The 23,179-nt window shown below is 62.8% G+C and carries 23 protein-coding genes; all 23 read left to right on the plus strand.

Features of this window, described 5'->3' with window-relative positions; genetic code table 11:
• Positions 1 to 810: GMC family oxidoreductase (locus ACTHNZ_RS20385; protein WP_440544389.1), on the plus strand; the 810-nt coding region annotated here is incomplete at its 5' end.
• A gap of 305 nt (positions 811 to 1,115) precedes the next feature.
• A complete protein-coding gene (locus tag ACTHNZ_RS20390; protein WP_440544390.1) occupies positions 1,116 to 1,892 on the plus strand; it encodes an ABC transporter ATP-binding protein in 777 nt (258 codons plus the stop codon).
• Positions 1,892 to 2,659: an ABC transporter ATP-binding protein gene (locus ACTHNZ_RS20395; RefSeq protein ID WP_440544391.1), complete on the plus strand. Its 768-nt coding sequence runs from the start codon at positions 1,892 to 1,894 to the stop codon at positions 2,657 to 2,659. Before ACTHNZ_RS20390 ends, ACTHNZ_RS20395 begins: the two co-directional genes overlap by 1 nt.
• 108 nt (positions 2,660 to 2,767) lie before the next feature.
• Entirely contained in the window at positions 2,768 to 3,988 is a 1,221-nt protein-coding gene (locus tag ACTHNZ_RS20400) for an ABC transporter substrate-binding protein (protein ID WP_440544392.1), read from the plus strand.
• A gap of 83 nt (positions 3,989 to 4,071) precedes the next feature.
• Positions 4,072 to 4,956 (plus strand): branched-chain amino acid ABC transporter permease, encoded by an 885-nt coding sequence (locus ACTHNZ_RS20405; RefSeq protein ID WP_440544393.1) that lies wholly within the window; start codon positions 4,072 to 4,074, stop codon positions 4,954 to 4,956.
• Positions 4,956 to 5,927, plus strand: coding sequence for a branched-chain amino acid ABC transporter permease (locus ACTHNZ_RS20410; RefSeq protein WP_440544394.1), 972 nt, complete (start codon positions 4,956 to 4,958; stop codon positions 5,925 to 5,927). The genes ACTHNZ_RS20405 and ACTHNZ_RS20410 overlap by 1 nt, the downstream gene beginning before the upstream one ends.
• 218 nt (positions 5,928 to 6,145) lie before the next feature.
• Complete coding sequence (locus ACTHNZ_RS20415) at positions 6,146 to 6,553, plus strand: hypothetical protein (protein WP_440544395.1); 408 nt, start codon at positions 6,146 to 6,148, stop codon at positions 6,551 to 6,553.
• Positions 6,550 to 7,707, plus strand: a complete 1,158-nt coding sequence (locus tag ACTHNZ_RS20420) for an ABC transporter substrate-binding protein (RefSeq protein ID WP_440544396.1) — start codon at positions 6,550 to 6,552, stop codon at positions 7,705 to 7,707. Before ACTHNZ_RS20415 ends, ACTHNZ_RS20420 begins: the two co-directional genes overlap by 4 nt.
• Before the next feature lie 123 nt (positions 7,708 to 7,830).
• Positions 7,831 to 8,886, plus strand: coding sequence for a branched-chain amino acid ABC transporter permease (locus ACTHNZ_RS20425; RefSeq protein WP_440544397.1), 1,056 nt, complete (start codon positions 7,831 to 7,833; stop codon positions 8,884 to 8,886).
• A 1-nt stretch (position 8,887) separates the two neighbouring features.
• Positions 8,888 to 10,678, plus strand: a complete 1,791-nt coding sequence (locus tag ACTHNZ_RS20430; RefSeq protein ID WP_440544398.1) for a branched-chain amino acid ABC transporter ATP-binding protein/permease — start codon at positions 8,888 to 8,890, stop codon at positions 10,676 to 10,678.
• Positions 10,675 to 11,445 (plus strand): ABC transporter ATP-binding protein, encoded by a 771-nt coding sequence (locus ACTHNZ_RS20435; RefSeq protein WP_440544399.1) that lies wholly within the window; start codon positions 10,675 to 10,677, stop codon positions 11,443 to 11,445. The genes ACTHNZ_RS20430 and ACTHNZ_RS20435 overlap by 4 nt, the downstream gene beginning before the upstream one ends.
• Before the next feature lie 211 nt (positions 11,446 to 11,656).
• Entirely contained in the window at positions 11,657 to 13,615 is a 1,959-nt protein-coding gene (gene mnmG / locus ACTHNZ_RS20440; protein ID WP_440544400.1) for a tRNA uridine-5-carboxymethylaminomethyl(34) synthesis enzyme MnmG, read from the plus strand.
• Positions 13,612 to 14,346, plus strand: coding sequence for a 16S rRNA (guanine(527)-N(7))-methyltransferase RsmG (rsmG, locus tag ACTHNZ_RS20445; protein ID WP_440544401.1), 735 nt, complete (start codon positions 13,612 to 13,614; stop codon positions 14,344 to 14,346). Before mnmG ends, rsmG begins: the two co-directional genes overlap by 4 nt.
• Before the next feature lie 30 nt (positions 14,347 to 14,376).
• On the plus strand, positions 14,377 to 15,147 hold the full coding sequence (locus tag ACTHNZ_RS20450; protein ID WP_440544402.1) for a ParA family protein: 771 nt from the start codon (positions 14,377 to 14,379) through the stop codon (positions 15,145 to 15,147).
• 47 nt (positions 15,148 to 15,194) lie between these two features.
• On the plus strand, positions 15,195 to 16,082 hold the full coding sequence (locus tag ACTHNZ_RS20455; protein ID WP_440544403.1) for a ParB/RepB/Spo0J family partition protein: 888 nt from the start codon (positions 15,195 to 15,197) through the stop codon (positions 16,080 to 16,082).
• Between the two features lie 75 nt (positions 16,083 to 16,157).
• Entirely contained in the window at positions 16,158 to 17,306 is a 1,149-nt protein-coding gene (locus ACTHNZ_RS20460; RefSeq protein ID WP_440544404.1) for an SLC13 family permease, read from the plus strand.
• A gap of 275 nt (positions 17,307 to 17,581) precedes the next feature.
• Positions 17,582 to 18,115 (plus strand): ATP synthase subunit I, encoded by a 534-nt coding sequence (locus tag ACTHNZ_RS20465; RefSeq protein ID WP_440544405.1) that lies wholly within the window; start codon positions 17,582 to 17,584, stop codon positions 18,113 to 18,115.
• 128 nt (positions 18,116 to 18,243) lie between these two features.
• Entirely contained in the window at positions 18,244 to 19,092 is an 849-nt protein-coding gene (gene atpB / locus ACTHNZ_RS20470; RefSeq protein WP_440544406.1) for a F0F1 ATP synthase subunit A, read from the plus strand.
• An 80-nt stretch (positions 19,093 to 19,172) separates the two neighbouring features.
• Positions 19,173 to 19,442 carry a F0F1 ATP synthase subunit C gene (gene atpE, locus ACTHNZ_RS20475; RefSeq protein ID WP_007180033.1) on the plus strand — a complete coding sequence of 90 codons (270 nt, stop codon included), beginning with the start codon at positions 19,173 to 19,175 and terminating at the stop codon, positions 19,440 to 19,442.
• Between the two features lie 137 nt (positions 19,443 to 19,579).
• Positions 19,580 to 20,050, plus strand: a complete 471-nt coding sequence (locus tag ACTHNZ_RS20480; protein ID WP_440544407.1) for a F0F1 ATP synthase subunit B — start codon at positions 19,580 to 19,582, stop codon at positions 20,048 to 20,050.
• A gap of 2 nt (positions 20,051 to 20,052) precedes the next feature.
• Positions 20,053 to 20,592, plus strand: coding sequence for a F0F1 ATP synthase subunit delta (locus ACTHNZ_RS20485; RefSeq protein WP_440544408.1), 540 nt, complete (start codon positions 20,053 to 20,055; stop codon positions 20,590 to 20,592).
• Between the two features lie 46 nt (positions 20,593 to 20,638).
• Positions 20,639 to 22,180 (plus strand): F0F1 ATP synthase subunit alpha, encoded by a 1,542-nt coding sequence (gene atpA / locus ACTHNZ_RS20490; RefSeq protein ID WP_440544409.1) that lies wholly within the window; start codon positions 20,639 to 20,641, stop codon positions 22,178 to 22,180.
• A gap of 75 nt (positions 22,181 to 22,255) precedes the next feature.
• Positions 22,256 to 23,131: a F0F1 ATP synthase subunit gamma gene (atpG, locus tag ACTHNZ_RS20495; RefSeq protein ID WP_440544411.1), complete on the plus strand. Its 876-nt coding sequence runs from the start codon at positions 22,256 to 22,258 to the stop codon at positions 23,129 to 23,131.
• Positions 23,132 to 23,179: the final 48 nt, after the last annotated feature.

Below are 23,179 nucleotides of genomic sequence, written 5' to 3' on the forward strand. Positions count from 1 at the left end.
GTCGGCGAGAACCTGCAAGACCATCTTCAATTGCGGATGGCCTATCGCGTACGCGGCGTGCGCACGCTCAACACGATGACGGCACATTGGTGGGGCAAGGCGCTCATCGCCATGCAATACGCGTTGTGGCGCAAGGGGCCGATGTCGATGGCGCCGTCGCAGTTGGGCGCGTTTGCGAAGTCATCGAACGACGATGCGTCGATTCAGCGGCCCGACATCGAATATCACGTTCAACCGCTCTCGCTCGATCGCTTCGGCGAGCCGCTGCACCGCTTCAATGCGTTCACCGCGTCGGCTTGCCATTTGCGGCCGACTTCGCGAGGGAGCATTCATATCGAGTCGCCCGATCCGCTCGCGCCGCCGATGATCGCACCGAACTATCTATCGACCGACTATGACCGCCACGTCGCCGCGAACGCGCTGCGGCTCACGCGCCGCATCGTGAGCACGCCGGCGCTGGCGCGCTATGCGCCCGAGGAAATCCTGCCCGGGCCGCACTATCAGAGCGAGGAAGAACTCGTGCAAGCGGCCGGCGCGGTGGGCACGACGATCTTCCACCCCGTCGGCACCTGTCGCATGGGCACGGCCGACGACCCGGGCGCCGTGGTCGATGCGCGGCTGCGCGTGTTCGGCGTGACGGGGTTGCGCGTCGTCGATGCGTCGGTGATGCCGACGATCACCTCGGGCAATACGAATTCTCCGACATTGATGATCGCCGAGCGCGCGAGCGACATGATCCGTGCCGATCGGCGTGCACGCGCGTCGTCGGCGCAAGAGCCTGGGATCACTGCCACGATGACGGCCATGTGACGATGGTTGTACGAACTACCGATTCGGCGTCGGCGAGGTTTTACCTGCGCAAGGTCGGGCCTCAGTGAGTAGTAGTTACTTGACGACGCAATTAAGCACTAGTGCAAATCCCAATGATTGCGCTGCATCATTGGCGAGACAATGCGCGATGCCGCATGGGGCGGAGCCGACCTCTCCGCATTGATGCACCATGCCATAAACGGCGGACGCCCCCGTAACCGAGGGGCGCACCGTCCGGAAAACGCGACGCGCTCGACAAGCGCGTGCCAACGCAGTGCTTCGCCTGACTTCGCATGGAAGGGGACATGATTCTCGGCGACACGATTCTGGAAACGCGCGGATTGACCAAAGAGTTCAAGGGCTTCACGGCCGTGAACGGTGTGAACCTGCGCGTGCGCCGCGGCTCGATCCATGCGTTGATCGGCCCCAATGGCGCGGGCAAGACGACTTGCTTCAACTTGCTCACGAAGTTTCTCGAGCCCAGCGCGGGGCAGATCGTCTTCAACAACGTCGACATCACGCGCGAGCGTCCGGCGCAGATCGCGCGCCGCGGCATCATCCGCTCGTTTCAGATTTCGGCCGTCTTTCCTCATCTGACCGTCTTGCAGAACGTGCGCATCGGGCTGCAGCGCGCCTTGGGCACGGCCTATCACTTCTGGCGCAGCGAGCGCACGCTGCATCGTCTCGACGATCGCGCGCGCGAATTGCTCGTGCAAGTCGGCTTGACCGACTTCGCCGATACGCTCACCGTCGAACTCTCTTACGGACGCAAGCGCGCGCTCGAGATCGCGACGACGCTCGCGATGGAGCCCGAGCTCATGCTGCTGGACGAGCCGACCCAAGGCATGGGCCATGAAGACGTCGACCGCGTGACCGCATTGATCAAAAAGGTCTCGGCGGGCCGCACGATCCTGATGGTCGAGCACAACATGAACGTGATCGCAGGCATCTCCGACACGATCACCGTCTTGCAGCGCGGAGAAGTCCTCGCGGAAGGCAGCTACGCTGAAGTGTCGAAGAATCCGCTCGTGATGCAAGCCTACATGGGCAGTGCCGATGCGGCATTGACGGGGGCGCACTGATGAACCATACAGAGCCTGAAAGCATCGCGGTGAGCGAGACGAGCGGGGCGCCGGCCGGCGCCGAAGCGGCATTGACGATCGCGGGCTTGCAAGCGTGGTACGGCGAATCGCACATCTTGCACGGCGTCGATTTGACGGTGGCACGCGGCGAAGTCGTGACCTTGCTCGGCCGCAACGGCGCGGGGCGCACGACGACGCTGCGCGCGATCATGGGCCTCACGGGCCGGCGCACGGGTTCGGTGCGCATCGGCGAGCAAGAGACGATTCAGATGCCGACGCACAAAATCGCGCATTGCGGCGTGGGCTATTGCCCCGAGGAGCGCGCGATCTTCTCGAGCTTGTCGTGCGAGGAGAATCTGCTGCTGCCGCCGATGGTGGGTGCAAGCAGCCACGCGATGTCGCTCGACGAGATCTACGAGATGTTCCCGAACTTGAAAGAGCGCCGCATGAGCCAGGGCACGCGGCTTTCCGGCGGCGAGCAGCAGATGCTGGCCGTTGCGCGCATCTTGCGCACGGGAGCGAACCTGCTGTTGCTCGACGAAATCTCCGAAGGCTTGGCGCCCGTCATCGTGCAAGCCCTTGCACGCATGATCCTGGCGCTCAAGTCACGCGGCTACACGATCGTGATGGTCGAGCAAAACTTTCGTTTCGCAGCACCGCTGGCCGATCGCTTCTACGTCATGGAGCATGGCCGCATCGTCGAGCACTTCGTCGCGAACGAGCTCGAAAGCAAAATGCCGGTGTTGCACGATCTGCTGGGCGTCTGATGCTGGGCGCCTTGATGTTGGGGCACGCCGATGCATCTCGCGCGCGCCGTATCTCACGCACGACGAACCCGTTGCACGCACAACCATAAGCGAAGAAGGAGATAATCCATGAGGACCCCGTTGCTCGCAAACGCTGCTCGCACGCTCGCAGTGACCGCCACCGCACTCGCCGCCGCGCTGGCGGCGCAGCATGCCGCGGCTGCTGAAAATCAAGTCACGATCGGCTTCATCACCGACATGTCGGGCCTGTACGCCGATATCGATGGTAAAGGCGGCGCGACGGCGATCCAAATGGCGATCGACGATTTCGGCGGCAAGGTCAATGGCCTGCCGATCAAGCTGATCACGCAGGACCATCAGAACAAGGCCGACATCGCGGCATCGACCGCCCGCAAATGGATCGACACCGAAGGCCTCGACATGCTGATCGGCGGGACGAACTCGGCGACGGGCCTGTCGATGAACGACGTGATCAAGGAAAAGAAGCGTCCGTACTTCTCGATCGGCGCCGGCACCGATGCGCTGACGAACAAGGCCTGCACGCCGTACACGATCCACTATGCCTACGACACGACGGCACTGGCGAAGGGCACCGGTTCCGCGATCGTGAAGCAAGGCTTGAAGACGTGGTACTTCCTGACGGCCGACTATGCGTTCGGCAAGTCGCTCGACGCCAATACGACGAAGGTCGTCGAAGAGAACGGCGGCAAGGTGCTGGGACGCTCGCTGCATCCGCTTTCGGCATCGGATTTCTCGTCGTTCCTGCTGCAGGCGCAAGCGTCGAAGGCGCAGGTGCTCGGCTTGGCGAACGCGGGCGGCGATACGGTCAATTCGCTGAAGGCGGCCAAGGAGTTCGGTATCGGCAAGACGATGAAGATCGCCGCGCTGCTGATGTTCATCGACGACGTGCACAGCGTCGGCTTGCCGACTGCCCAGGGCCTGCTGTTGACGGACAGCTGGTACTGGGATCAGAACGACAAGGCGCGCGCATGGGCGCAGAAGTACTTCAAGAAGACCGGCAAGATGCCGTCGAGCCTGCAGGCGGCCGACTACTCCGCGACGATGGATTATCTGAACGCCGTGAAGGCCGTCGGCTCGACCGATCCCGACAAGGTGATGGCGCAGTTGCACAAGCAGCCGATCGACGACTTCTATGCCAAGGGACACGTGCGTGAAGACGGCAGCATGATCCACGACATGTATCTGTACCAGGTGAAGACGCCGGCCGAATCGAAGAAGCCTTGGGACTACTACATGCTGAAGGCGACGATCCCGGGCGACCAGGCATTCACGGATAAGAAAGACTCGCAGTGCGACCTGTGGAAATAACGCGGTAACGCGCGCCAAGCGCATGCGGTAACGACGCGCGCGCGGCAAACGCGCGCGTCTTTCTCTTTTCGACGGCAGGTTCAATGGACATCTTCGGCATTCCGTTGCAGGCCATGCTGAGCCAGCTCTTGCTCGGGCTCGTCAACGGGTCGTTCTACGCGATCCTGAGCCTCGGGCTGGCGGTGATCTTCGGCATGCTCAACGTCATCAACTTCGCCCACGGGGCGTTGTTCATGCTCGGCGCCATGCTCGCATGGATGGGCTTCGCGTATTTCGGCCTGCCCTATTGGGCGATGCTCGTGCTTGCGCCGCTCGTCGTCGGGCTGTTCGGCGTGCTGATCGAACGCTCGATGCTGCGCTGGCTCTATCGTCTCGATCACCTGTACGGGCTGCTTTTGACGTTCGGCCTCACGCTCGTCGTCGAAGGCGTCTTCCGCTCTGTCTACGGTTCGTCGGGCCAGCCCTACGACGTGCCCGATTTGCTTGCGGGCGCAACGAACCTCGGCTTCATGTATCTGCCGAACTACCGGGCGTGGGTCGTCGTCGCCTCGCTGATCGTGTGCTTCGCGACGTGGTTCGTCATCGAGAAGACGCGAATCGGCGCGTATTTGCGCGCCGGCACGGAAAATCCGAAGATCGTCGAGGCGTTCGGCGTGAACGTGCCGCTCATGATCACGCTGACATACGGCTTTGGCGTCGCGCTCGCCGCGTTTGCCGGCGTGCTCGCCGCGCCCGTCATTCAGGTCTCGCCGTTGATGGGCCAGTCGATGATCATCACCGTGTTCGCGGTGGTCGTGATCGGGGGGATGGGCTCGATCATGGGCTCGATCCTCACGGGCCTCATGCTCGGCGTCGTGGAAGGCTTCACGCGCGTGTTCTATCCGCAGGCGTCGGCCACGGTCGTTTTCGTCATCATGGCGCTCGTGCTGCTGGTGCGCCCCGCGGGTCTGTTCGGTAAGGAACGGTGATGCAAAGAAAAGCGCTTTATGTCCTCTTGCTCGTCGGGCTCATCGTGGCGCCGTGGGCCGGCGCCTATCCCTTGTTCGTCATGAAGGTGCTTTGCTTCGCGCTGTTCGCGGCCGCCTTCAATCTGCTGATCGGCTATACAGGGCTGCTTTCGTTCGGCCATGCGATGTTCCTCGCCACGGCGGGCTACACGACCGGCTATGCGATCGAGACGACCGGGCTCACGCCCGAGCTCGGGGTGCTGGCCGGCACCGCGGCGGCGACGCTGCTCGGGCTCGTCGTCGGCATCTTCGCGATTCGGCGTCAGGGCATCTACTTCGCGATGGTCACGCTCGCGCTCGCGCAGCTCGTCTACTTCATCTTTCTGCAAGCGCCGTTCACGGGCGGCGAGGACGGCCTGCAAGGCGTGCCTCGCGGCAAGCTGTTCGGACTTTTGAGCTTGTCGTCCGACCTGACGCTTTACTACGTCGTGCTCGTCGCGATCGCACTGGCGTTCGTGCTGATCGTGCGCATCGTGCACTCGCCATTCGGGCAGGTGCTGACGGCGATCCGCGAAAACGAGCCGCGCGCCGTCTCGCTCGGCTACGACACGGACCGCTTCAAGCTCCTCGCGTTCGTGCTCTCGGCCGGCATCGCGGGCCTTGCCGGCTCGCTGAAGGTGCTCGTGCTCGGCTTCGAGACGCTCGGCGATGCGTACTGGACGATGTCGGGCCTCGTGATCCTGATGACGCTCGTGGGCGGCATGGGCACGCTGTTCGGGCCGCTTCTCGGCGCCGCGCTCGTGGTGACGCTCGAAGATCGGCTCGGCGACATCGGCGCGGCGCTCGCCTCGCTCACGCACGTCGACTGGTTCAACTCGCTCGGCGATTCGACGACGATCGTCATCGGCATCGTGTTCATCGCTTGCGTGCTGACCTTCCGGCGTGGAATCGTCGGCGAAATCGTCGCGCGTGCGCGGCCCCTGCGCGGGTGAGCGTCGCGGCTTGCTCGCCGTTGCGCTGCGGCGCGCCATTGCGGCGGCCGGCGCACGTCGTGCGAGGGTGGGTCCGGACAAACCCCGATGCGGCGCGCCCGAGCGGCCGTCACGTGTCGGACGGAGACCGGACGTGCCATCAAACGATGCGCGCTTGCGCGAATTGTGTGCTGCTTTGCACCACTAGGGAAAGTGCTAGGTTGTGGGAGGAGACGGGGTTGTTTAATCTTCGTCTCAGTTCTGATGCACCGAATTTACAGGTGGAGAACGAGGAGACAATCGAGGCACTCAGTGCCCGGACGAAAGCGCTGTTGGATAGGATCCAACAGCGCTTTTCATTTGCGCGCTCACTTCGCGCATCGATCGAGCGATCGAACGTTTCGTTCGACTTCCGCTTCTGCATTTCCCCCTTTCCGTTTCCCTTTTCCGTTTCTTGTTCGCCTCTCGCGTGGTGCGTCTGCACGACTCGAGCGGATGCGATCGGCTACGATTGCCGGGGCGCGCCGGCCGGGCCTTTCCGCCACGGACAGCGCGAGCCCAATCAACGATTCGAGCCGGCCGGTGAGCCGGCAATGACAATGCGCTTTCTCGCGAAAGCTTCAGGAGTTCAGGAGATCAGCAAATGACGATGAAACAATGGGTGCGTGGCAGCGTGGCGGTGGCGATGATGTGCGGGGCCACGGCGGCTTTCGCGCAGGTGAAGATCGGCGTCGTGCTGTCGACGACGGGACCCGCCGCCTCGCTCGGCATACCCGAGCAAAAAACGGTGGCGCTGCTGCCCAAGGAGATCGGCGGCAAGACGGTGCAATACATCGTGCTCGACGACGGCTCCGATACCGGCCGTGCCGTGCAGGACGTGCATAAACTGATCGACGAAGATCACGTCGATGCGATCGTCGGTTCTTCGGTTACGCCGAACTCGCTCGCCATGCTCGATCCGGTCTCGGCCGGCAAGACGCCGATGATTTCGCTCGCGGCTTCGGCGAAGATCGTCGAGCCGATGGACGACAAGCGCAAGTGGGCTTTCAAGGTCCCGCAAAACGATAGCCTCATGGCCAATGCGATCGCCGACTACATGGCCAAGCACGGCGTGAAGACGATCGGCTTCATCGGCTTCGCCGATGCCTACGGCGAAAGCTGGAGCACTGAATTCGCGAAGGCCGCCACTGCCGATCATATGAAGGTCGTGGCGAACGAGAAATACAATCGCACCGACGCGTCCGTCACCGGGCAGATCCTCAAGCTCATGGCAGCCAATCCCGACGCCGTCCTCATCGCGGGCTCGGGCACGCCGGCCGCCTTGCCGGCCAAGGAGCTCAAAGAGCGCGGCTACAAGGGCAAGGTCTATCAAACGCACGGCGTTGCGAACAACGACTTCCTGCGCGTGTGCGGCAAGGATTGCGAGGGCGAGATCCTGCCCGCCGGCCCGATCCTCGTCGTCGATCAACTGCCGAACGGCAATCCCGTCAAGCAATCCGCGCTGGCCTACAAGAATGCCTATGAGAAGGCATACGGCACGGGCACCGTCGCGACGTTCGGCGGTCATGCCTGGGATGCCGGCCAGTTGCTGCAGCGCGCGATTCCCGAAGCGCTGAAGAAAGCGCAGCCGGGCACGGAAGCGTTCCGCTCGGCGCTGCGCGATGCGATCGAGCAAACCAAGGAACTGCCGGTTTCGCACGGGATCATCAACATGTCGCAGTCCGACCACAACGGGCTCGATCAGCGCGCTCGCGTGATGGTGCAGATCACCGACGGCAAGTGGAAGCTGCTCGGCGAATAAACGTCACCTTGAGCGCCACGTTGAGCGTCACTTTCGCCTAAGCGCCGTGGGCCTTCGTCGGGCTCGCGGCCGTTCGTTTCGTTCTCGCCGATTCGCCAACCCGTCTCACGGGCTCAAAAAAGCATGGATTTATCGATTGCCGCGATCCTCGCGCAAGACGGGATCACGACCGGGGCGATCTACGCGCTGCTGGCCCTCGCGCTCGTGCTCGTTTTCTCCGTCACGCGCGTCATCTTCATCCCGCAAGGGGAATTCGTTTCGTACGGTGCGCTGACGCTTGCCATGCTGCAGGCGCAGAAGTTTCCGGCCACCGCCGTCTTGCTGCCCGTGCTCGGCGCGGCCTGTTTCGTCGTCGAAGTGGCGGGGCTCGTTGGGCACGCCGAGCGGCGCCGGCATGCGGCGCGCGCGCTGACGTCGCTCGCGAGCCGCTATCTGCTCGGCCCGATCGCCGTCTATGCGATCACGCAGCACCTGTACGCATCGGCGCTGCCGATGATCGTCCAGATCGCGCTCACGCTCGCGATCGTCGTGCCGATGGGGCCGTTCATCTACCGCCTGGCCTATGAGCCGCTCGCCGAGGCGACGACGCTGTTGCTCTTGATCGTGGCCGTAGCCGTTCACTTCGCCATGGTCGGCTTGGGCCTGCTCATGTTCGGCGCCGAGGGCTCGCGCACGACGCCGTTCTCGGATGGCTCGCTGAGCATCGGCACCCTGTCGATCTCCGGGCAGAGTATCTGGGTCGTGGCCACAGCGCTCGTGCTCATCGTCGCGCTATACCTGTTCTTCGATCGCACGATCTCTGGGAAGGCGCTGCGGGCCACCTCGATCAACCGGCTCGGGGCGCGGCTCGTCGGCATCGGCACGACGCAAGCCGGCCGGCTCGCGTTCACGCTGGCTGCCGGCCTGGGCGTGCTGTGCGGGATCCTCGTCGCTCCGTTGACGACGATCTACTACGACTCGGGCTTCCTGATCGGCTTGAAGGGCTTCGTCGGCGCGATCATCGGCGGCCTCGTCAGCTATCCGCTCGCGGCGGCCGGCTCGATTCTCGTCGGGTTGCTCGAATCGTATTCGTCGTTCTGGGCAAGCGCTTACAAGGAGGTGATCGTCTTCACGCTCATCATTCCGGTGCTGCTGTGGCGCAGTTTGGCCACCGGGCACGTTGAAGAAGAGGAGCAGTGAGATGAAGCGTTCGTTGTCAGGATCGGCGCCGCTCTCGGCGTTCGTCGTCGTGCTGTTCGCGCTGCCCGTGCTGCCGGGGCCGCTGCACGTGCCCGAGTATTGGATCACGCTGCTCAATTACATCGGGCTCTATTCGATCGTTGCGCTCGGGCTCGTTCTGCTGACCGGTGTGGGTGGCATGACGAGCTTCGGGCAAGCCGCGTTCGTCGGTGTCGGCGCCTATGCGACGGCCTATCTGACGACGCAGTTCGGCGTCTCGCCATGGATTGCGCTCGTCGTCGGCATCGTGATGACGGCGTTCGTCGCGCTCGTCATCGGCGCCGTCACGATGCGCTTGTCGGGCCATTTCCTGCCGCTCGGTACGATTGCTTGGGGGCTGTCGCTCTACTACCTGTTCGGCAACCTCGATGCGCTCGGCAAATACGACGGCATCAACGGCATTCCCGCACTGAGCGTATTCGGCGTGTCCCTCGCATCGGGACGAAGCATCTACTACTTGATTTGGGCCGTGGCGCTCGTTTCGCTCGTTTCGATTCAGAATTTGCTTAATAGTCGGCCGGGCCGGGCCATCCGCGCACTGCGCGGCGCGGGAATCATGGCCGAGGCGATGGGTGTCCATACCGGCTGGATGCGTGTCGTGATCTTCGTCTATGCGGCCATCCTGGCGGCGGTTTCGGGATTTCTCTACGCTCATCTGCAGCGCGCCGTGAACCCGACGCCGTTCGGCCTCAATCACGGCATCGAATATTTGTTCATGGCCGTCGTCGGCGGGGTCGCGCATGTTTGGGGTGCGATTCTCGGTGCTGCGATTCTCACCGTTCTTCAAGACTATTTGCAGTCGCTACTGCCGCGGTTGCTCGGAGAAAGCGGCAACTTCGAGATCATCGTATTCGGTGTAATGATGGTGGCGCTGCTCCAATATGCGAGGCAGGGTGTGTGGCCGTTCATCGCTCGCTGCTTCCCGCGCGGCCCGCGTGCGCGGGCGCCCGAGCGCGCTCGCGCCTTGCCGCGGCGGATCAAGCCCGCGCCCGGAGAACCATTGCTCGTCGTCGACCGCGCGCGCAAGGAGTTCGGCGGGCTCATAGCCGTCAACGACGTCAGCTTCTCGGTGGACGCTGGGCAAATCGTCGGGCTCATCGGGCCGAACGGGGCGGGCAAGTCGACGACGTTCAATCTCGTCACCGGCGTGCTGCAGGCCACGCGTGGCGAAATCCAGTTCCGCGGCGAGCGCATCGACGCGCTCAGTTCACGTGAAATCGCCAAGCGCGGCATCGGCCGTACGTTTCAACACGTCAAGCTGTTGCCGACGATGACGGTGCTCGAGAACGTGGCGATCGGTGCGCACCTGCGCGGCTCGAGCGGCGTCTGGCGCAGCCTCGCGCGACTCAATGGCGAGGAGGAAGGACGGCTGCTGGCCGAGGCAGCCGAGCAGATTCGGCGTGTCGGTCTCGAACTGCATATGTATGACGAAGCTGGCAGCCTGCCGCTTGGCCAGCAGCGCATCCTCGAGATCGCGCGTGCGCTGTGCTGCGATCCGACGTTGCTGCTACTCGACGAACCCGCGGCGGGGCTGCGCTATCGGGAAAAGCAGCAGCTCGCCGAGCTGCTACGCAAGTTGAAGGCCGAAGGGATGAGCATTCTGCTCGTCGAACACGACATGGATTTTGTGATGAATCTAGCCGATCGCCTGGTCGTCATGGAATTCGGAACACGCATCGCTCACGGCTTGCCCGAAGAAGTCCAGAACGATCCGGCCGTCGTCGAAGCTTATCTTGGTGGGGTGGACGAATGAACGGAACGACGACGATGGCAATGCCGACGCCGATTTTGTCCGTGGCCGGATTGTCCGTCCGCTACGGGAAGGTCGAAGCGCTGCACGACGTCTCCATCGATGTCCGCCCCGGGCAGATCGTCAGCGTGATCGGGCCGAACGGCGCGGGTAAGTCGACGCTGCTGAACGCCGTGATGGGCGCGTTGCCGACGATGGGGCATGCCACGGGCCCCGTGCGTTACCGCGGAGAGGATGTCGGCGGGCTGCCCGTGGAAAAGCGCGTCGAGCGCGGCATGTGCCTGGTCCCTGAAAAGCGCGAGCTGTTTGCGACGATGACAGTCGAGGACAATCTCGTGCTGGGTGCCTATCGGCGCAAGCTGGCTGGCGAACGCGATTTCCTCGATCAGCTCGAACCCGTCTTCGAGCGGTTCCCGCGGCTGAAGGAGCGCCGCAAGCAGGCCGCCGGCACGCTGTCGGGGGGCGAGCGGCAGATGCTCGCGCTGGGCCGTGCACTGATGGGCAAGCCGGACTTGCTCATGCTCGACGAACCAAGCCTCGGTCTCGCACCGCTGATCGTGAAGGAGATCTTCCACATCATCAGCGCACTGCGCAGTACCGGTGTTGCGACGCTGCTGATCGAGCAGAATGCGCGCGCCGCGCTTCAGATCTCCGACTATGGTTATGTGCTCGAAACGGGGGAACTCGCGCTCGAGGGGGCGGCGGATTCGTTGGCGCAAAATCCTCGCGTGATCGAGACGTATCTCGGGCTGGCTAAGAAGTCTGCTTGAAAGGGTGATGTCGCGCAGCGCGCCCCGCGTCAAGCGCGGGCCCTGTTTCACGTGTCCGGGCCTGCGATGTTTCACGTGAAACAGCAGTCGGCCCAGCAATTTAGCCAGCAGTTAGCCGTTCGGTAGCCACGTCTCGGCCGCGAACCCCGCTATAATTTCGCGCATACATTTTCCCGACAGGCTCACGCACCTCGTGTCCCGTGAGATCGCCATGCTTTATCCCACAGAATTTGACGTAATCGTCGTCGGCGGTGGTCACGCCGGCACGGAAGCCGCTTTGGCCTCGGCCCGTATGGGCGCCAAAACGCTGCTGCTGACGCACAACATCGAAACGCTCGGCCAAATGAGCTGCAATCCGTCGATCGGCGGCATCGGCAAGGGGCACCTCGTGAAGGAGGTCGATGCGCTTGGCGGTGCGATGGCGGCTGCTACCGACGAGGGCGGCATTCAGTTTCGGATTCTCAATTCCTCGAAGGGGCCCGCCGTCCGCGCGACGCGTGCTCAAGCCGATCGCATTCTTTATAAGGCGGCGATTCGTCGTCGGCTCGAGAATCAGCCGAATTTGATGCTGTTCCAACAGGCTGTCGAGGACTTGATCGTCGAGGGCGATCAAGTCGTCGGCGCGGTGACGCAGGTTGGCGTCCGGTTCCGCGCGCGTGCCGTTGTGCTGACGGCAGGCACCTTCTTGGATGGGAAGATCCACGTCGGCTTGAACAACTACACCGGTGGGCGGGCAGGCGATCCTGCCGCGGTATCGCTGTCGGCGCGGCTCAAAGAACTCAAGCTGCCGCAAGGGCGCCTGAAGACGGGCACGCCGCCGCGTATCGACGGTCGGACCATCGATTTTTCGAAGCTCGAAGCGCAGCCTGGTGATCTCGATCCGATCCCGGTTTTCTCGTTCCTGGGGCGTGCCGAACAGCATCCGCAGCAAATGCCTTGCTGGGTGACGCATACGAACGAGCGGACCCACGACATCATCCGCAGTGGTCTCGACCGCTCGCCGATGTACACGGGTGTCATCGAAGGGGTGGGGCCACGGTACTGTCCGTCGATCGAGGACAAGATCCATCGGTTCGCATCGAAGACGTCGCACCAAATCTTTCTGGAACCGGAAGGGCTGACCACCAACGAGTTCTATCCGAACGGGATATCTACGAGTCTTCCGTTCGATGTGCAACTCGACCTCGTGCATTCGATGCAGGGGTTGGAGAACGCACATATCCTGCGGCCTGGCTATGCGATCGAATACGACTATTTCGACCCGCGGGGCTTGAAGGCGTCGCTCGAGACGAAGGCGATTCATGGGTTGTTCTTCGCTGGTCAAATCAATGGCACGACGGGGTACGAAGAAGCGGCCGCTCAAGGGCTGTTGGCCGGCATCAACGCCGGCCGCTTCGTGCAGGAAAAAGACGCATGGTGCCCGCGGCGGGATCAGGCGTACCTCGGGGTGCTCGTCGACGACCTCGTGACGCGCGGCGTCTCCGAGCCCTATCGAATGTTCACGAGCCGTGCCGAGTACCGGCTCAGCCTTCGTGAAGACAATGCCGACATGCGCTTGACCGAGATCGGACGCGAACTCGGCGTCGTGGATGACGTTCGCTGGGATGCCTTCTGCCGAAAACGCGATGCTGTTTCACGTGAAACAGAACGGCTTCGCGCTACCTGGGTCAATCCGAAGACGCTTTCGTCAGAGGAAGCAATCGCGCTGCTGGGCAAGCCAATCGATCACGAATACAACTTGGCCGATCTGCTGCGGCGCCCGGGCGTCACCTATGAGGGAATCTGCGGTCTGCGCGATGGTGCTTGCGGCCCCGAATCGCCGCTTGCGGAGGACCCAGTGCTTCTCGATCAGATCAAGGAGCAAATCGAGATCGGCGTCAAATACCAGGGCTATATCGAGCGCCAGGCTGACGAGATCGAGCGGAACGAAGCAAACGAGAGCACGCGTTTGCCGGAGGGCATCGACTACACCTCGGTTCGCGGTCTCTCATTCGAAGCGCGGCAGAAGCTCAATCAATTCCGTCCCGAAACGATCGGCCAGGCCTCGCGCATTTCCGGCATCACGCCCGCGACGATTTCTCTGTTGATGGTGCACTTGAAGAAGGGGTGGGGGCGCCGCGTGCCGACCGTGGACGGAAGTGGGGCCGATGCGGCCTCCGCTGCCCAATGACGGCGCCGCGCGCCAAAGGGGCGCATTCGGGAGCGCATTCGAACGATCGAGCCTCATGGCTCGAACTTTTGCACGCCGGTGCGAGCGAGCTCGGTGTCGCGCTATCGGATGAGCAGTTCGGGCAGCTGGCCGACTACGTTGCGTTGCTGGTGAAGTGGAACGCCGTCTACAACCTGACGGCTATCCGCGATCCGCGCCAAATGCTCGTTCAACATCTGTTGGATTCGCTTTCGATCGTCCCGCACTTGGCGTCGCGAGAGGGGCGCTCGATCTTGGACGTTGGTTCCGGCGGAGGCTTGCCCGGTATCGTCCTCGCCATCGCGTTTCCCGACCGTACGGTGACGTTGAACGACATCGTGCACAAGAAGACGGCCTTCCAGGCACAAGTCAAGGCCGAGCTGAAGCTCGAGAACGTATCGGTGGTGACGGGGCGTGTGGAAAATCTTCGCCCGGGCCACGAAGTGGCAGGAAAATTCGATGCGATCGTGTCACGCGCATTCGCAGAGCTCGCCGATTTCGTTACACTTGCGCGTCACTTGGTCAGTGAGCAGGGCGCGATTTGGGCGATGAAGGGTGTGAGGCCCGACGCCGAAATCGAGCGCTTGCCGGCCGGTGCGCGCGCTGCCGCGATCATGCGGCTTCGCGTGCCGTTCCTCGACGCCGAGCGGCATCTCGTCGAAGTCGTGCTCGATCGAGCGCCCGTTGCACCCACGTCCGGCGTGCAGCAGTAACAGATAGATAGATCCTAGGATTTCCGAACGATGGCAAAAATCTTCTGCGTGGCGAACCAAAAGGGCGGTGTCGGCAAGACGACGACTACGGTCAATCTCGCCGCGAGCCTCGCTTCGCAGGGGCAGCGTGTCTTGCTGATCGACCTCGATCCGCAGGGCAACGCGACGATGGGCAGTGGGATCAACAAAGCCGAGTGCGAAAACACCGTTTATGAAGTGCTCGTCGATGGCATCTCCGTATCGGACGCGCGTATCAAGCCTGAAGCGGTGCCGTACGACGTACTGCCTGCCAACCGAGAACTGGCCGGCGCCGAAATCGAACTCGTCAGCGTGGACAATCGCGAAAGGCAATTGAAAGCAGCGTTGGCGGCAGTGGCGGACGACTACGATTTCGTGCTCATCGATTGCCCGCCCGCATTGTCGTTGCTGACGCTGAACGGCCTGTGCGCCGCGCATGGCGTCGTCATTCCGATGCAGTGCGAGTACTTCGCGCTCGAGGGGTTGTCCGATCTCGTCAACACGATCAAGCAAGTGCACGCGAACCTCAATCGCGATTTGAAAGTCATTGGTTTGTTGCGCGTGATGTTCGATCCGCGCATCACGTTGCAGCAGCAAGTATCGGATCAGCTCAAGGAGCATTTCGGCGACAAGGTGTTCGACGCGGTCATTCCGCGCAACGTCCGCTTGGCCGAGGCACCGAGCTATGGTTTGCCGGGCGTCGTGTTCGATCGCGCATCGCGCGGCGCGCAAGCGTACGTCCAGTTCGGGACCGAAATGATTGAACGGGTGCGCGCGCTGTGAGCACGACGCAGCGCACCGGAAAAGCGGAAGCGGATCGAGGAAATCGGATGAATGCCGTAGCGAAGAAGAAGGGATTGGGACGTGGGTTGGAAGCGCTGCTGGGCGGCAGCCCCGACATCACGACGGCCGTGCGCAGCGAAGGGCAGCCCAACGTGCTGCCGCTGGGCAAGCTGCAGGCGGGCAAGTACCAGCCGCGCACGCGCATGGACGAAGGCAGCCTCCAGGAACTCGCCGCGAGTATTCGCGCGCAAGGGGTCATGCAACCGATCCTCGTTCGTCCGGTGTCGGACGAGAAATTCGAAATCATCGCGGGTGAGCGCCGATTCCGCGCCGCTCACATCGCGGGGCTGGCCGAGGTCCCGGTGCTCGTCAAGGACGTGCCGGACCAAGCCGCGGCGGCGATGGCTCTCATCGAGAACATCCAGCGCGAAGATCTCAACCCGCTCGAAGAAGCGCACGGCATCCAGCGCCTGCTCGACGAATTCGACTTCACGCACGAGCAGGCGGCCGAATCGGTAGGGCGCTCGCGCAGCGCCGTATCGAATCTGCTGCGATTGCTCAATCTCGCGCAGCCCGTGCAGACGATGCTGCTCGCGGGCGATCTCGACATGGGTCATGCGCGCGCGTTGCTGGCCGTCGATTCCGCGGCGCAGATCACGCTGGCCAACCAAGTCGTCAACAAGCGCATGTCGGTGCGCGAGACGGAGCGGCTCGTTGCGGTTACGACGAAGGCCGAGCCCGCGGTAAAAGCGCGCGCGAACCACGATGGCGGGCGCGATACGCGGCGCCTCGAGGAAGAGCTGTCGGACCTGCTTGCGGCGGCCGTCAAGATCAAGCTCGGGCGGCGCGGACGGGGGCAATTGCAGATCGAGTTCGGCGATCTCGACGCGCTCGACGGCATCCTCGCGCGGTTGCGCGGCGGGCCCGCGGCCTGAGGTCCGCGGCCTCGCCGAACGCTGCGCATCCGCGCTCGCCCAACCGCTTTCGTTTCCGCTCGACTCCTATTGCCCATGCCGACCGCCGACGACGTGCGCGTGCGCCAAGCGAGCCTGCCTCGCAGGATCGTTTCCTATGCATGCAAAGAGCCGGTTCTGACGATTCTCGTCGTCGTGCTGGCCGTGCTCCAAGTCACGCGTCCTCAGCCGTGGCTCGTCCTGCCGAAACTCGTCGATTGGCCCACGGTCCTGACGCTGGCGGGCCTTCTGATGTTGACCAAGGCGATCGAGCTTTCCGGGCTGTTGACGTGGCTCGCGCATCGCGTCGTGCATCACGTTCGTACCGAGCGGGCACTGGCTTGTCTGCTGATCGGGCTGGCAGCGGTGCTGTCGATGCTGGTCACGAACGACGTCGCGTTGTTCGTCGTCGTGCCCTTGGTTTTGTCGCTGCATGCGCTGACGCCGCTGCCCGTCAAGCGGCTCACGATCTTCTTGGCGCTCGCCGTCAACGCCGGCTCGATCCTGACGCCGCTCGGCAATCCGCAGAACCTGTTTCTCTGGCAGGTCGGCGGCGTGTCGTTCGGTCGGTTCGTCTGGGCGTTGGCTCCGCTGACGGCGACGCTGATGGCGATGCTGTACGTCATGACCTTCTTCGCGTTCAAGCGAACACCGCTCGATCTGTCGAAAGACGCCGCGAAGGCGAACGTCGATCGGCCCTATGCGGGCGTCGCGGCCGTATTGTTCGTCGCCTTCGTGCTGCTCGCGGATTCGCATCACCCGGGCATCGGGCTGATCGGCGTCGCCGGCGGCTTTTTGTTGTGGCGGCGCGACGCCGTCCTCAAGATCGATTGGGCGTTGCTGCTGATTTTCGTGCTGATGTTCATCGTGCTGCGCAGCGTCGCCGCGTTGCCGGCCGTGCACGAGCTCGTCGCCGGGCTGGGCCTGGGGTCGCCCCTGCGCGCTTATGTCGCAGGTGCAGTGTTGTCACAGGGTATCAGCAACGTGCCGGCCGCCATCATGCTGGCCGAATTCACGAAGGATTGGCGCGCGCTTGCTTACGGCGTGAGCGTTGGCGGCTTCGGCATCGCGATCGGTTCGCTGGCCAACCTCATCGCGGTGCGGCTCGCCAAAACGCGCGGTGTCTGGCTGCCGTTCCATCTCGTTTCGATTCCGTTCTGGCTCGTCGCCGGCGTGCTCGGCGGATGGTTGCTCGTGCATCTTTGAGCCTTGCGGCCGCGCTGCCGCAAATGATGTCCGCGATGACGTCCGTGCCTTTCGGTTTAGTCAGACGGACCGGTCGCGCGGCCTCGCCGCAGGTCGCCTTCGAGCTGTTTTTTGTCGCGGCTAAAGTCTTGAATCGCCTGCAACTATCGCTTACAATCGCCCGGATTTATTAGCTAGGCAGCCCCGTAAGCGAACAGAAAGCGCAGAGCAAAAATGCACTGCGAAAGCTGCGGGTAGGAAACAGAGTCTCGTAGTGGGATGGGTAGGATAGGGCGATGGCGGATCGAGAGCCGAGCACAAGGCACGACGAACGCGCGCGACACGATCCTTTTTCCGCTCGCGCAGCGGCTCGTTCGGAAACGTTCGACGATGCGTGGGATGCCGAGCAGCAAGATGAGAAGTTCGTTCCGCTCACGCGCGCCGAGGCTGAAAAGCTCTTTGGTTCGGACGTGAGCCGCCCCTCGCGCGTCACGCCGTTCAAGGTCGTGAAAGCGCAGGTGGTTTTGTCCCTGGTCGTCACGCTGGTTTGGTGGCTGTTTTACAAGCCGCCGGGTCCTGCTGCGCTGTCGGCCTTGTTGGGTGGAGCGATTTGCTGGGTGCCGAGCGCGTTGTTCGCGGCACGTCTGAAAGGAGCGGGCGGCGCCGGATCGATCCTGACTTGGATGATCGGCGAGATGCTGAAGATGGGGGTGACGGTCGCGATGTTCGTCGCGGTAGCCGTCTGGTATCACGACGTGCGGTGGCTGCCGCTACTCGTGACTTTCCTCGTCACGCTGCAGACGTACTGGCTGGCGCTGGGCTTGCGGTGAGAATGGATGATCGGTGGGGGCCGAGCGCGCGAAAAATGTGCAGCGCCGGCGCTCGCCGCGTGTGCGCGGCGCATGGAGCGAGCGCGGACACCGAAAGGTTTTCGACAATTTAGGTGGCAATAACCGATATGGCAGCTACAGAAAGCACGCACTTGGATCCGTCCGAGTACATCGCGCACCACTTGCAACACTTCGCCACTGCGCACCAGACGTCGATCATCGACATGCACGTCTTGAACATCGATACGCTGTTCTGGTCGCTCGTGTGCGGTCTCGTGACAATCGTCATCCTGCTGATGGCCGCTCGTAGCGCGACCCCGGGCGTGCCGGGCCGCTTCCAATGCGCGATCGAGATGCTCGTCGAGATGGTCGAAGACCAATCGAAGGCGATCATCCATGGCAACCGCACGTTCATCGCTCCGCTCGCCCTGTTCGTCTTCGTTTGGGTCGCGCTGATGAACTCGCTCGATTTTCTCCCGGTCGATCTCCCCGGCCGCGTGATCGGCTGGCTTGGCCTGTCGAGCGTCATCTCGCACCATCGCATCGTCCCGACGGCCGATCTCAACGGCACGTTCGGCATCGCGCTCGGCGTGTTCGTGCTGATGATCTATTACAACCTGAAGATCAAGGGCCCCGGCGGCTTCTTTCACGAGCTGATCTCGGCCCCGTTCGGCGCGCATCCGCTGCTGTGGATCCCGAACCTCGCATTGAACATCATCGAGTTCGTCGCCAAGACGGTTTCGCTCGCGTTGCGGCTGTTCGGCAACATGTACGCGGGCGAACTGCTGTTCCTGCTCATCGCATTGCTCGGCAGCCTTTGGACCTTCGGCGCGGACACGACGGTGCTCGGCTTCGTGGGCCACGTGATCGCAGGCACCGTTTGGTCGATCTTCCACATCCTGATCGTTCTGTTGCAAGCGTTCATCTTCATGATGCTGACGCTCGTGTACATCGGCCAGGCGCACGAATCGCACTAACTCAAGGGCGGGTCGCGCGAAGTAGATTCGGTTTCGTTTTTTAAATCCAGTTCTAAAAAGTCTTTTACAAAGGAGTGATCATGCAAGCTTTCATCGCCAACATCCAAGGTCTGACCGCCATCGGTATCGGCATCATCATCGGCCTGGGTGCTATCGGCGCCTGTATCGGTATCGGCCTGATGGGCGGCAAGTACATCGAAGCTTGCGCGCGTCAACCGGAACTGATGAACCCGCTGCAAACCAAGATGTTCCTCTTGGCTGGCCTGATCGACGCGGCGTTCCTGATCGGCGTTGGTGTGGCAATGCTGTTTGCGTTCGCGAACCCGCTGCTCTCGAAGTTGGCAGGCTGAGGTTCCTCGGAGTTTTGCGCCGCGGCTCGTAGGCCGGCGCAAGGGCGAAACGGAAGGCTCAGGGCGCTGATCGAACGTAACGTCGATGAGCGCCTTACCGTTTCACAGTCCGATTTAGCAACGTTTAAGGAAACACCGTGAATCTCAACGCAACCCTGCTTGCGCAAATGGTCGTGTTCCTGATCCTCGCGTGGTTCGTGATGAAGTTCGTGTGGCCGCCGATGGTCCACGCACTCGACGAGCGTGCGAAGAAGATCGCCGACGGCCTGGCCGCCGCCGAAAAGGGCAAGACCGAACTCGAAGCGGCGCACAAGCGCGTCGATCAGGAACTCGCGCAAGCGCGCAACGATGGTCAGCAACGCATTGCCGACGCCGAAAAGCGAGCGCTCGCCGTGGCCGAGGAAATCAAGGCCAACGCACAAGCCGAAGCCGCGCGCATCATCGCCCAAGCCAAGGCCGAAGCCGACCAGCAAGTCGTGAAGGCGCGCGAATCGCTGCGTGCGGAAGTGGCGGCGCTGGCGGTCAAGGGCGCCGAGCACATCCTGAAGCGCGAAATCGATCAGGCGGCGCATGGCCAACTGCTCGATCAACTGAAAGCCGAGCTCTGATCATGGCCGAACTTGCAACCATCGCCCGTCCGTACGCAGAAGCGTTGTTCAGCGTCGCTGAAGGCGGCGACCTCGCCGCTTGGTCGGCTCTCGTGCAGGAGCTGGGTCAGGTTGCGCGTCTGCCCGAGCTCATGTCGGTCGTCTCGAGCCCGAAGGTGAGCCGCGCGCAGGTCGTCGACCTGCTGCTCGCCGCAGCCAAGTCGCCGCTGACGGACTCGCCGCAAGCGAAGAACTTCATGCAGATGCTGGTCGACAATCACCGTCTCTCGCTGCTGCCCGAAATCGCCGTCCAGTTCGATGAACTGAAAAACGCTCGCGAAGGCGCGGCCGACGCGCTGATCGTCAGTGCTTTCCCGCTGCAAGAGGCCCAGCTCACCGATCTCATCGCGAGCCTCACGCGCAAGTTTGGACGCAAGCTCAAGCCGACGGTCGAGATCGATGCATCGCTGATCGGGGGCGTGCGCGTCACCGTCGGCGACGAAGTACTCGACACCTCGGTTCGCGCACGGCTCGCCGACATGCGCACGGCGCTGACCGCGTAACGCGAAGCGCACGGCACGCAACAGAATTGAACATCAGGAGCGAATAATGCAACTCAATCCCTCTGAGATCAGCGAGCTGATCAAGAGCCGGATCCAGGGCCTTGAAGCGAGCACCGACGTTCGCAACCAGGGCACCGTGATCTCCGTGACCGACGGTATCGTGCGCGTTCACGGCCTGTCGGACGTGATGCAAGGCGAAATGCTCGAATTTCCGGGCAACACGTTCGGCCTCGCGCTGAACCTCGAGCGCGATTCGGTCGGCGCCGTGATTCTCGGTGAGTACGAACACATCTCGGAAGGCGACACCGTCAAGACGACGGGCCGCATTCTCGAAGTGCCGGTCGGCCCCGAACTCGTCGGCCGCGTCGTCGACGCGCTCGGCAACCCGATCGACGGCAAGGGCCCGATCAACGCGAAGCTGACGGACGCGGTCGAGAAGATCGCCCCGGGCGTGATTTGGCGTAAGTCGGTGTCGCAGCCGGTGCAAACGGGCCTGAAGTCGATCGACTCGATGGTGCCGATCGGCCGCGGCCAGCGTGAGCTCATCATCGGCGACCGTCAGTGCGGCAAGACGGCAGTGGCCGTCGATGCGATCATCAATCAGAAGGGCAAGGATCTCATCTGTATTTATGTCGCGATCGGCCAGAAGGCTTCGTCGATCATGAACGTCGTGCGCAAGCTCGAGGAATCGGGCGCGATGGAGTACACGATCGTCGTGGCGGCATCGGCTTCGGAATCGGCCGCGATGCAATACCTCGCGCCGTACTCGGGCTGCACGATGGGCGAATACTTCCGCGATCGCGGCCAAGACGCCCTCATCATTTATGACGACTTGACCAAGCAAGCTTGGGCCTATCGTCAAATCTCGCTGCTGCTGCGCCGTCCGCCGGGCCGTGAAGCATACCCGGGCGACGTGTTCTATCTGCACTCGCGTCTGCTCGAGCGCGCCGCGCGCGTGTCGGAAGAGTACGTCGAGAAGTTCACGAACGGCGAAGTGAAGGGCAAGAGCGGTTCGCTGACGGCACTGCCCGTCATCGAGACGCAAGCAGGCGACGTGACGGCATTCGTTCCGACGAACGTGATCTCGATCACGGACGGCCAGATCTTCCTCGAAACCGACTTGTTCAACGCCGGCATCCGTCCCGCGATCAACGCGGGCGTGTCGGTGTCGCGCGTCGGCGGTGCGGCTCAAACGAAGATCGTCAAGAAGCTGTCGGGCGGCATCCGTACCGACCTCGCACAGTATCGTGAGCTGGCGGCATTCGCGCAGTTCGCGTCGGACCTCGACGAAGCCACCCGCAAGCAGCTCGAGCGCGGCCGCCGCGTGACCGAGCTCTTGAAGCAGCCGCAGTATCAGCCGCTGCAGGTGTGGGAGCTGGCCATGTCGCTGTTCGCGGCGAACAACGGCTATCTCGACGATCTCGAAGTCAAGGACGTGCTGTCGTTCGAGAAGGGCGCGCGCGAATTCCTGAAGACGAGCCATGCCGACCTCATCAAGCGCATCGAAGATACCAAGGACTTGTCGAAGGACGACGAAGCAGCGCTCCACGCCGCTCTGAAGGACTTCAAGAAGTCGGGTGCTTATTGATCGAGGCATGAGGACCTTGAAGCGGTGAGCGGGCGGTCTTGACGGCACGCGCGCCGCTTCGATCAGGAGCAAGCAATGGCTGGAATGAAGGAAATCCGCGGCAAGATCAAGAGCGTGCAAAACACGCGCAAGATCACCAAGGCGATGGAGATGGTGGCCGCATCGAAGATGCGCCGCGCGCAGGAGCGCATGCGCGCTGCGCGTCCGTATGCCGACAAGGTCCGCGACATCGCTGCGCACATGAGCCGCGCGAACCCCGAGTATCGCCACCCGTTCATGGTGTCGAACGAAGGCGCGAAGGCGGCCGGCATCATCCTCGTCACCACCGACAAGGGTCTGTGCGGCGGCATGAACACGAACGTGCTCCGCGCGACGATAGGCAAGTTCAAGGAGCTCGAGGACAAAGGCCAAACCATCGACGCCACGGCGATCGGTGGCAAGGGCCTCGGCTTTTTGAATCGCGTCGGCGCGAAGGTCGTCTCGCAAGTCGTTCAGCTCGGCGATACGCCGCATCTCGAAAAGCTGATCGGCGCGGTGAAGGTGCAGCTCGATCTGTACTCCGAAGGCAAGGTCTCGGCCGTGTATCTCGCATACACGCGCTTCGTCAACACGATGAAGCAAGAGCCCGTGATCGAGCAACTGCTGCCGCTGTCGGCCGAGCACTTCGAGACGGACGAGACGACGCCGAAGTCGGCGTGGGACTACATCTACGAACCCGACGCGCAAGCCGTCGTCGACGAGCTGCTCGTTCGCTACGTCGAGGCGCTCGTGTACCAGGCCGTCGCGGAAAACATGGCGTCCGAGCAATCGGCGCGCATGGTCGCGATGAAGGCCGCGTCGGACAACGCGAAGACGGTGATCAGCGAGTTGCAGCTCGTCTACAACAAGAGCCGGCAGGCCGCGATTACGAAGGAACTGTCGGAAATCGTGGGCGGTGCCGCCGCGGTGTGACGCGAATCGGGTCGACCCGTCCCAAGCGCCGTTTGCGCGAGTGAAGAA

It is taken from the genome of Trinickia sp., from assembly GCF_051953955.1.
In the GTDB taxonomy this organism is placed as follows: Bacteria; Pseudomonadota; Gammaproteobacteria; order Burkholderiales; family Burkholderiaceae; genus Trinickia.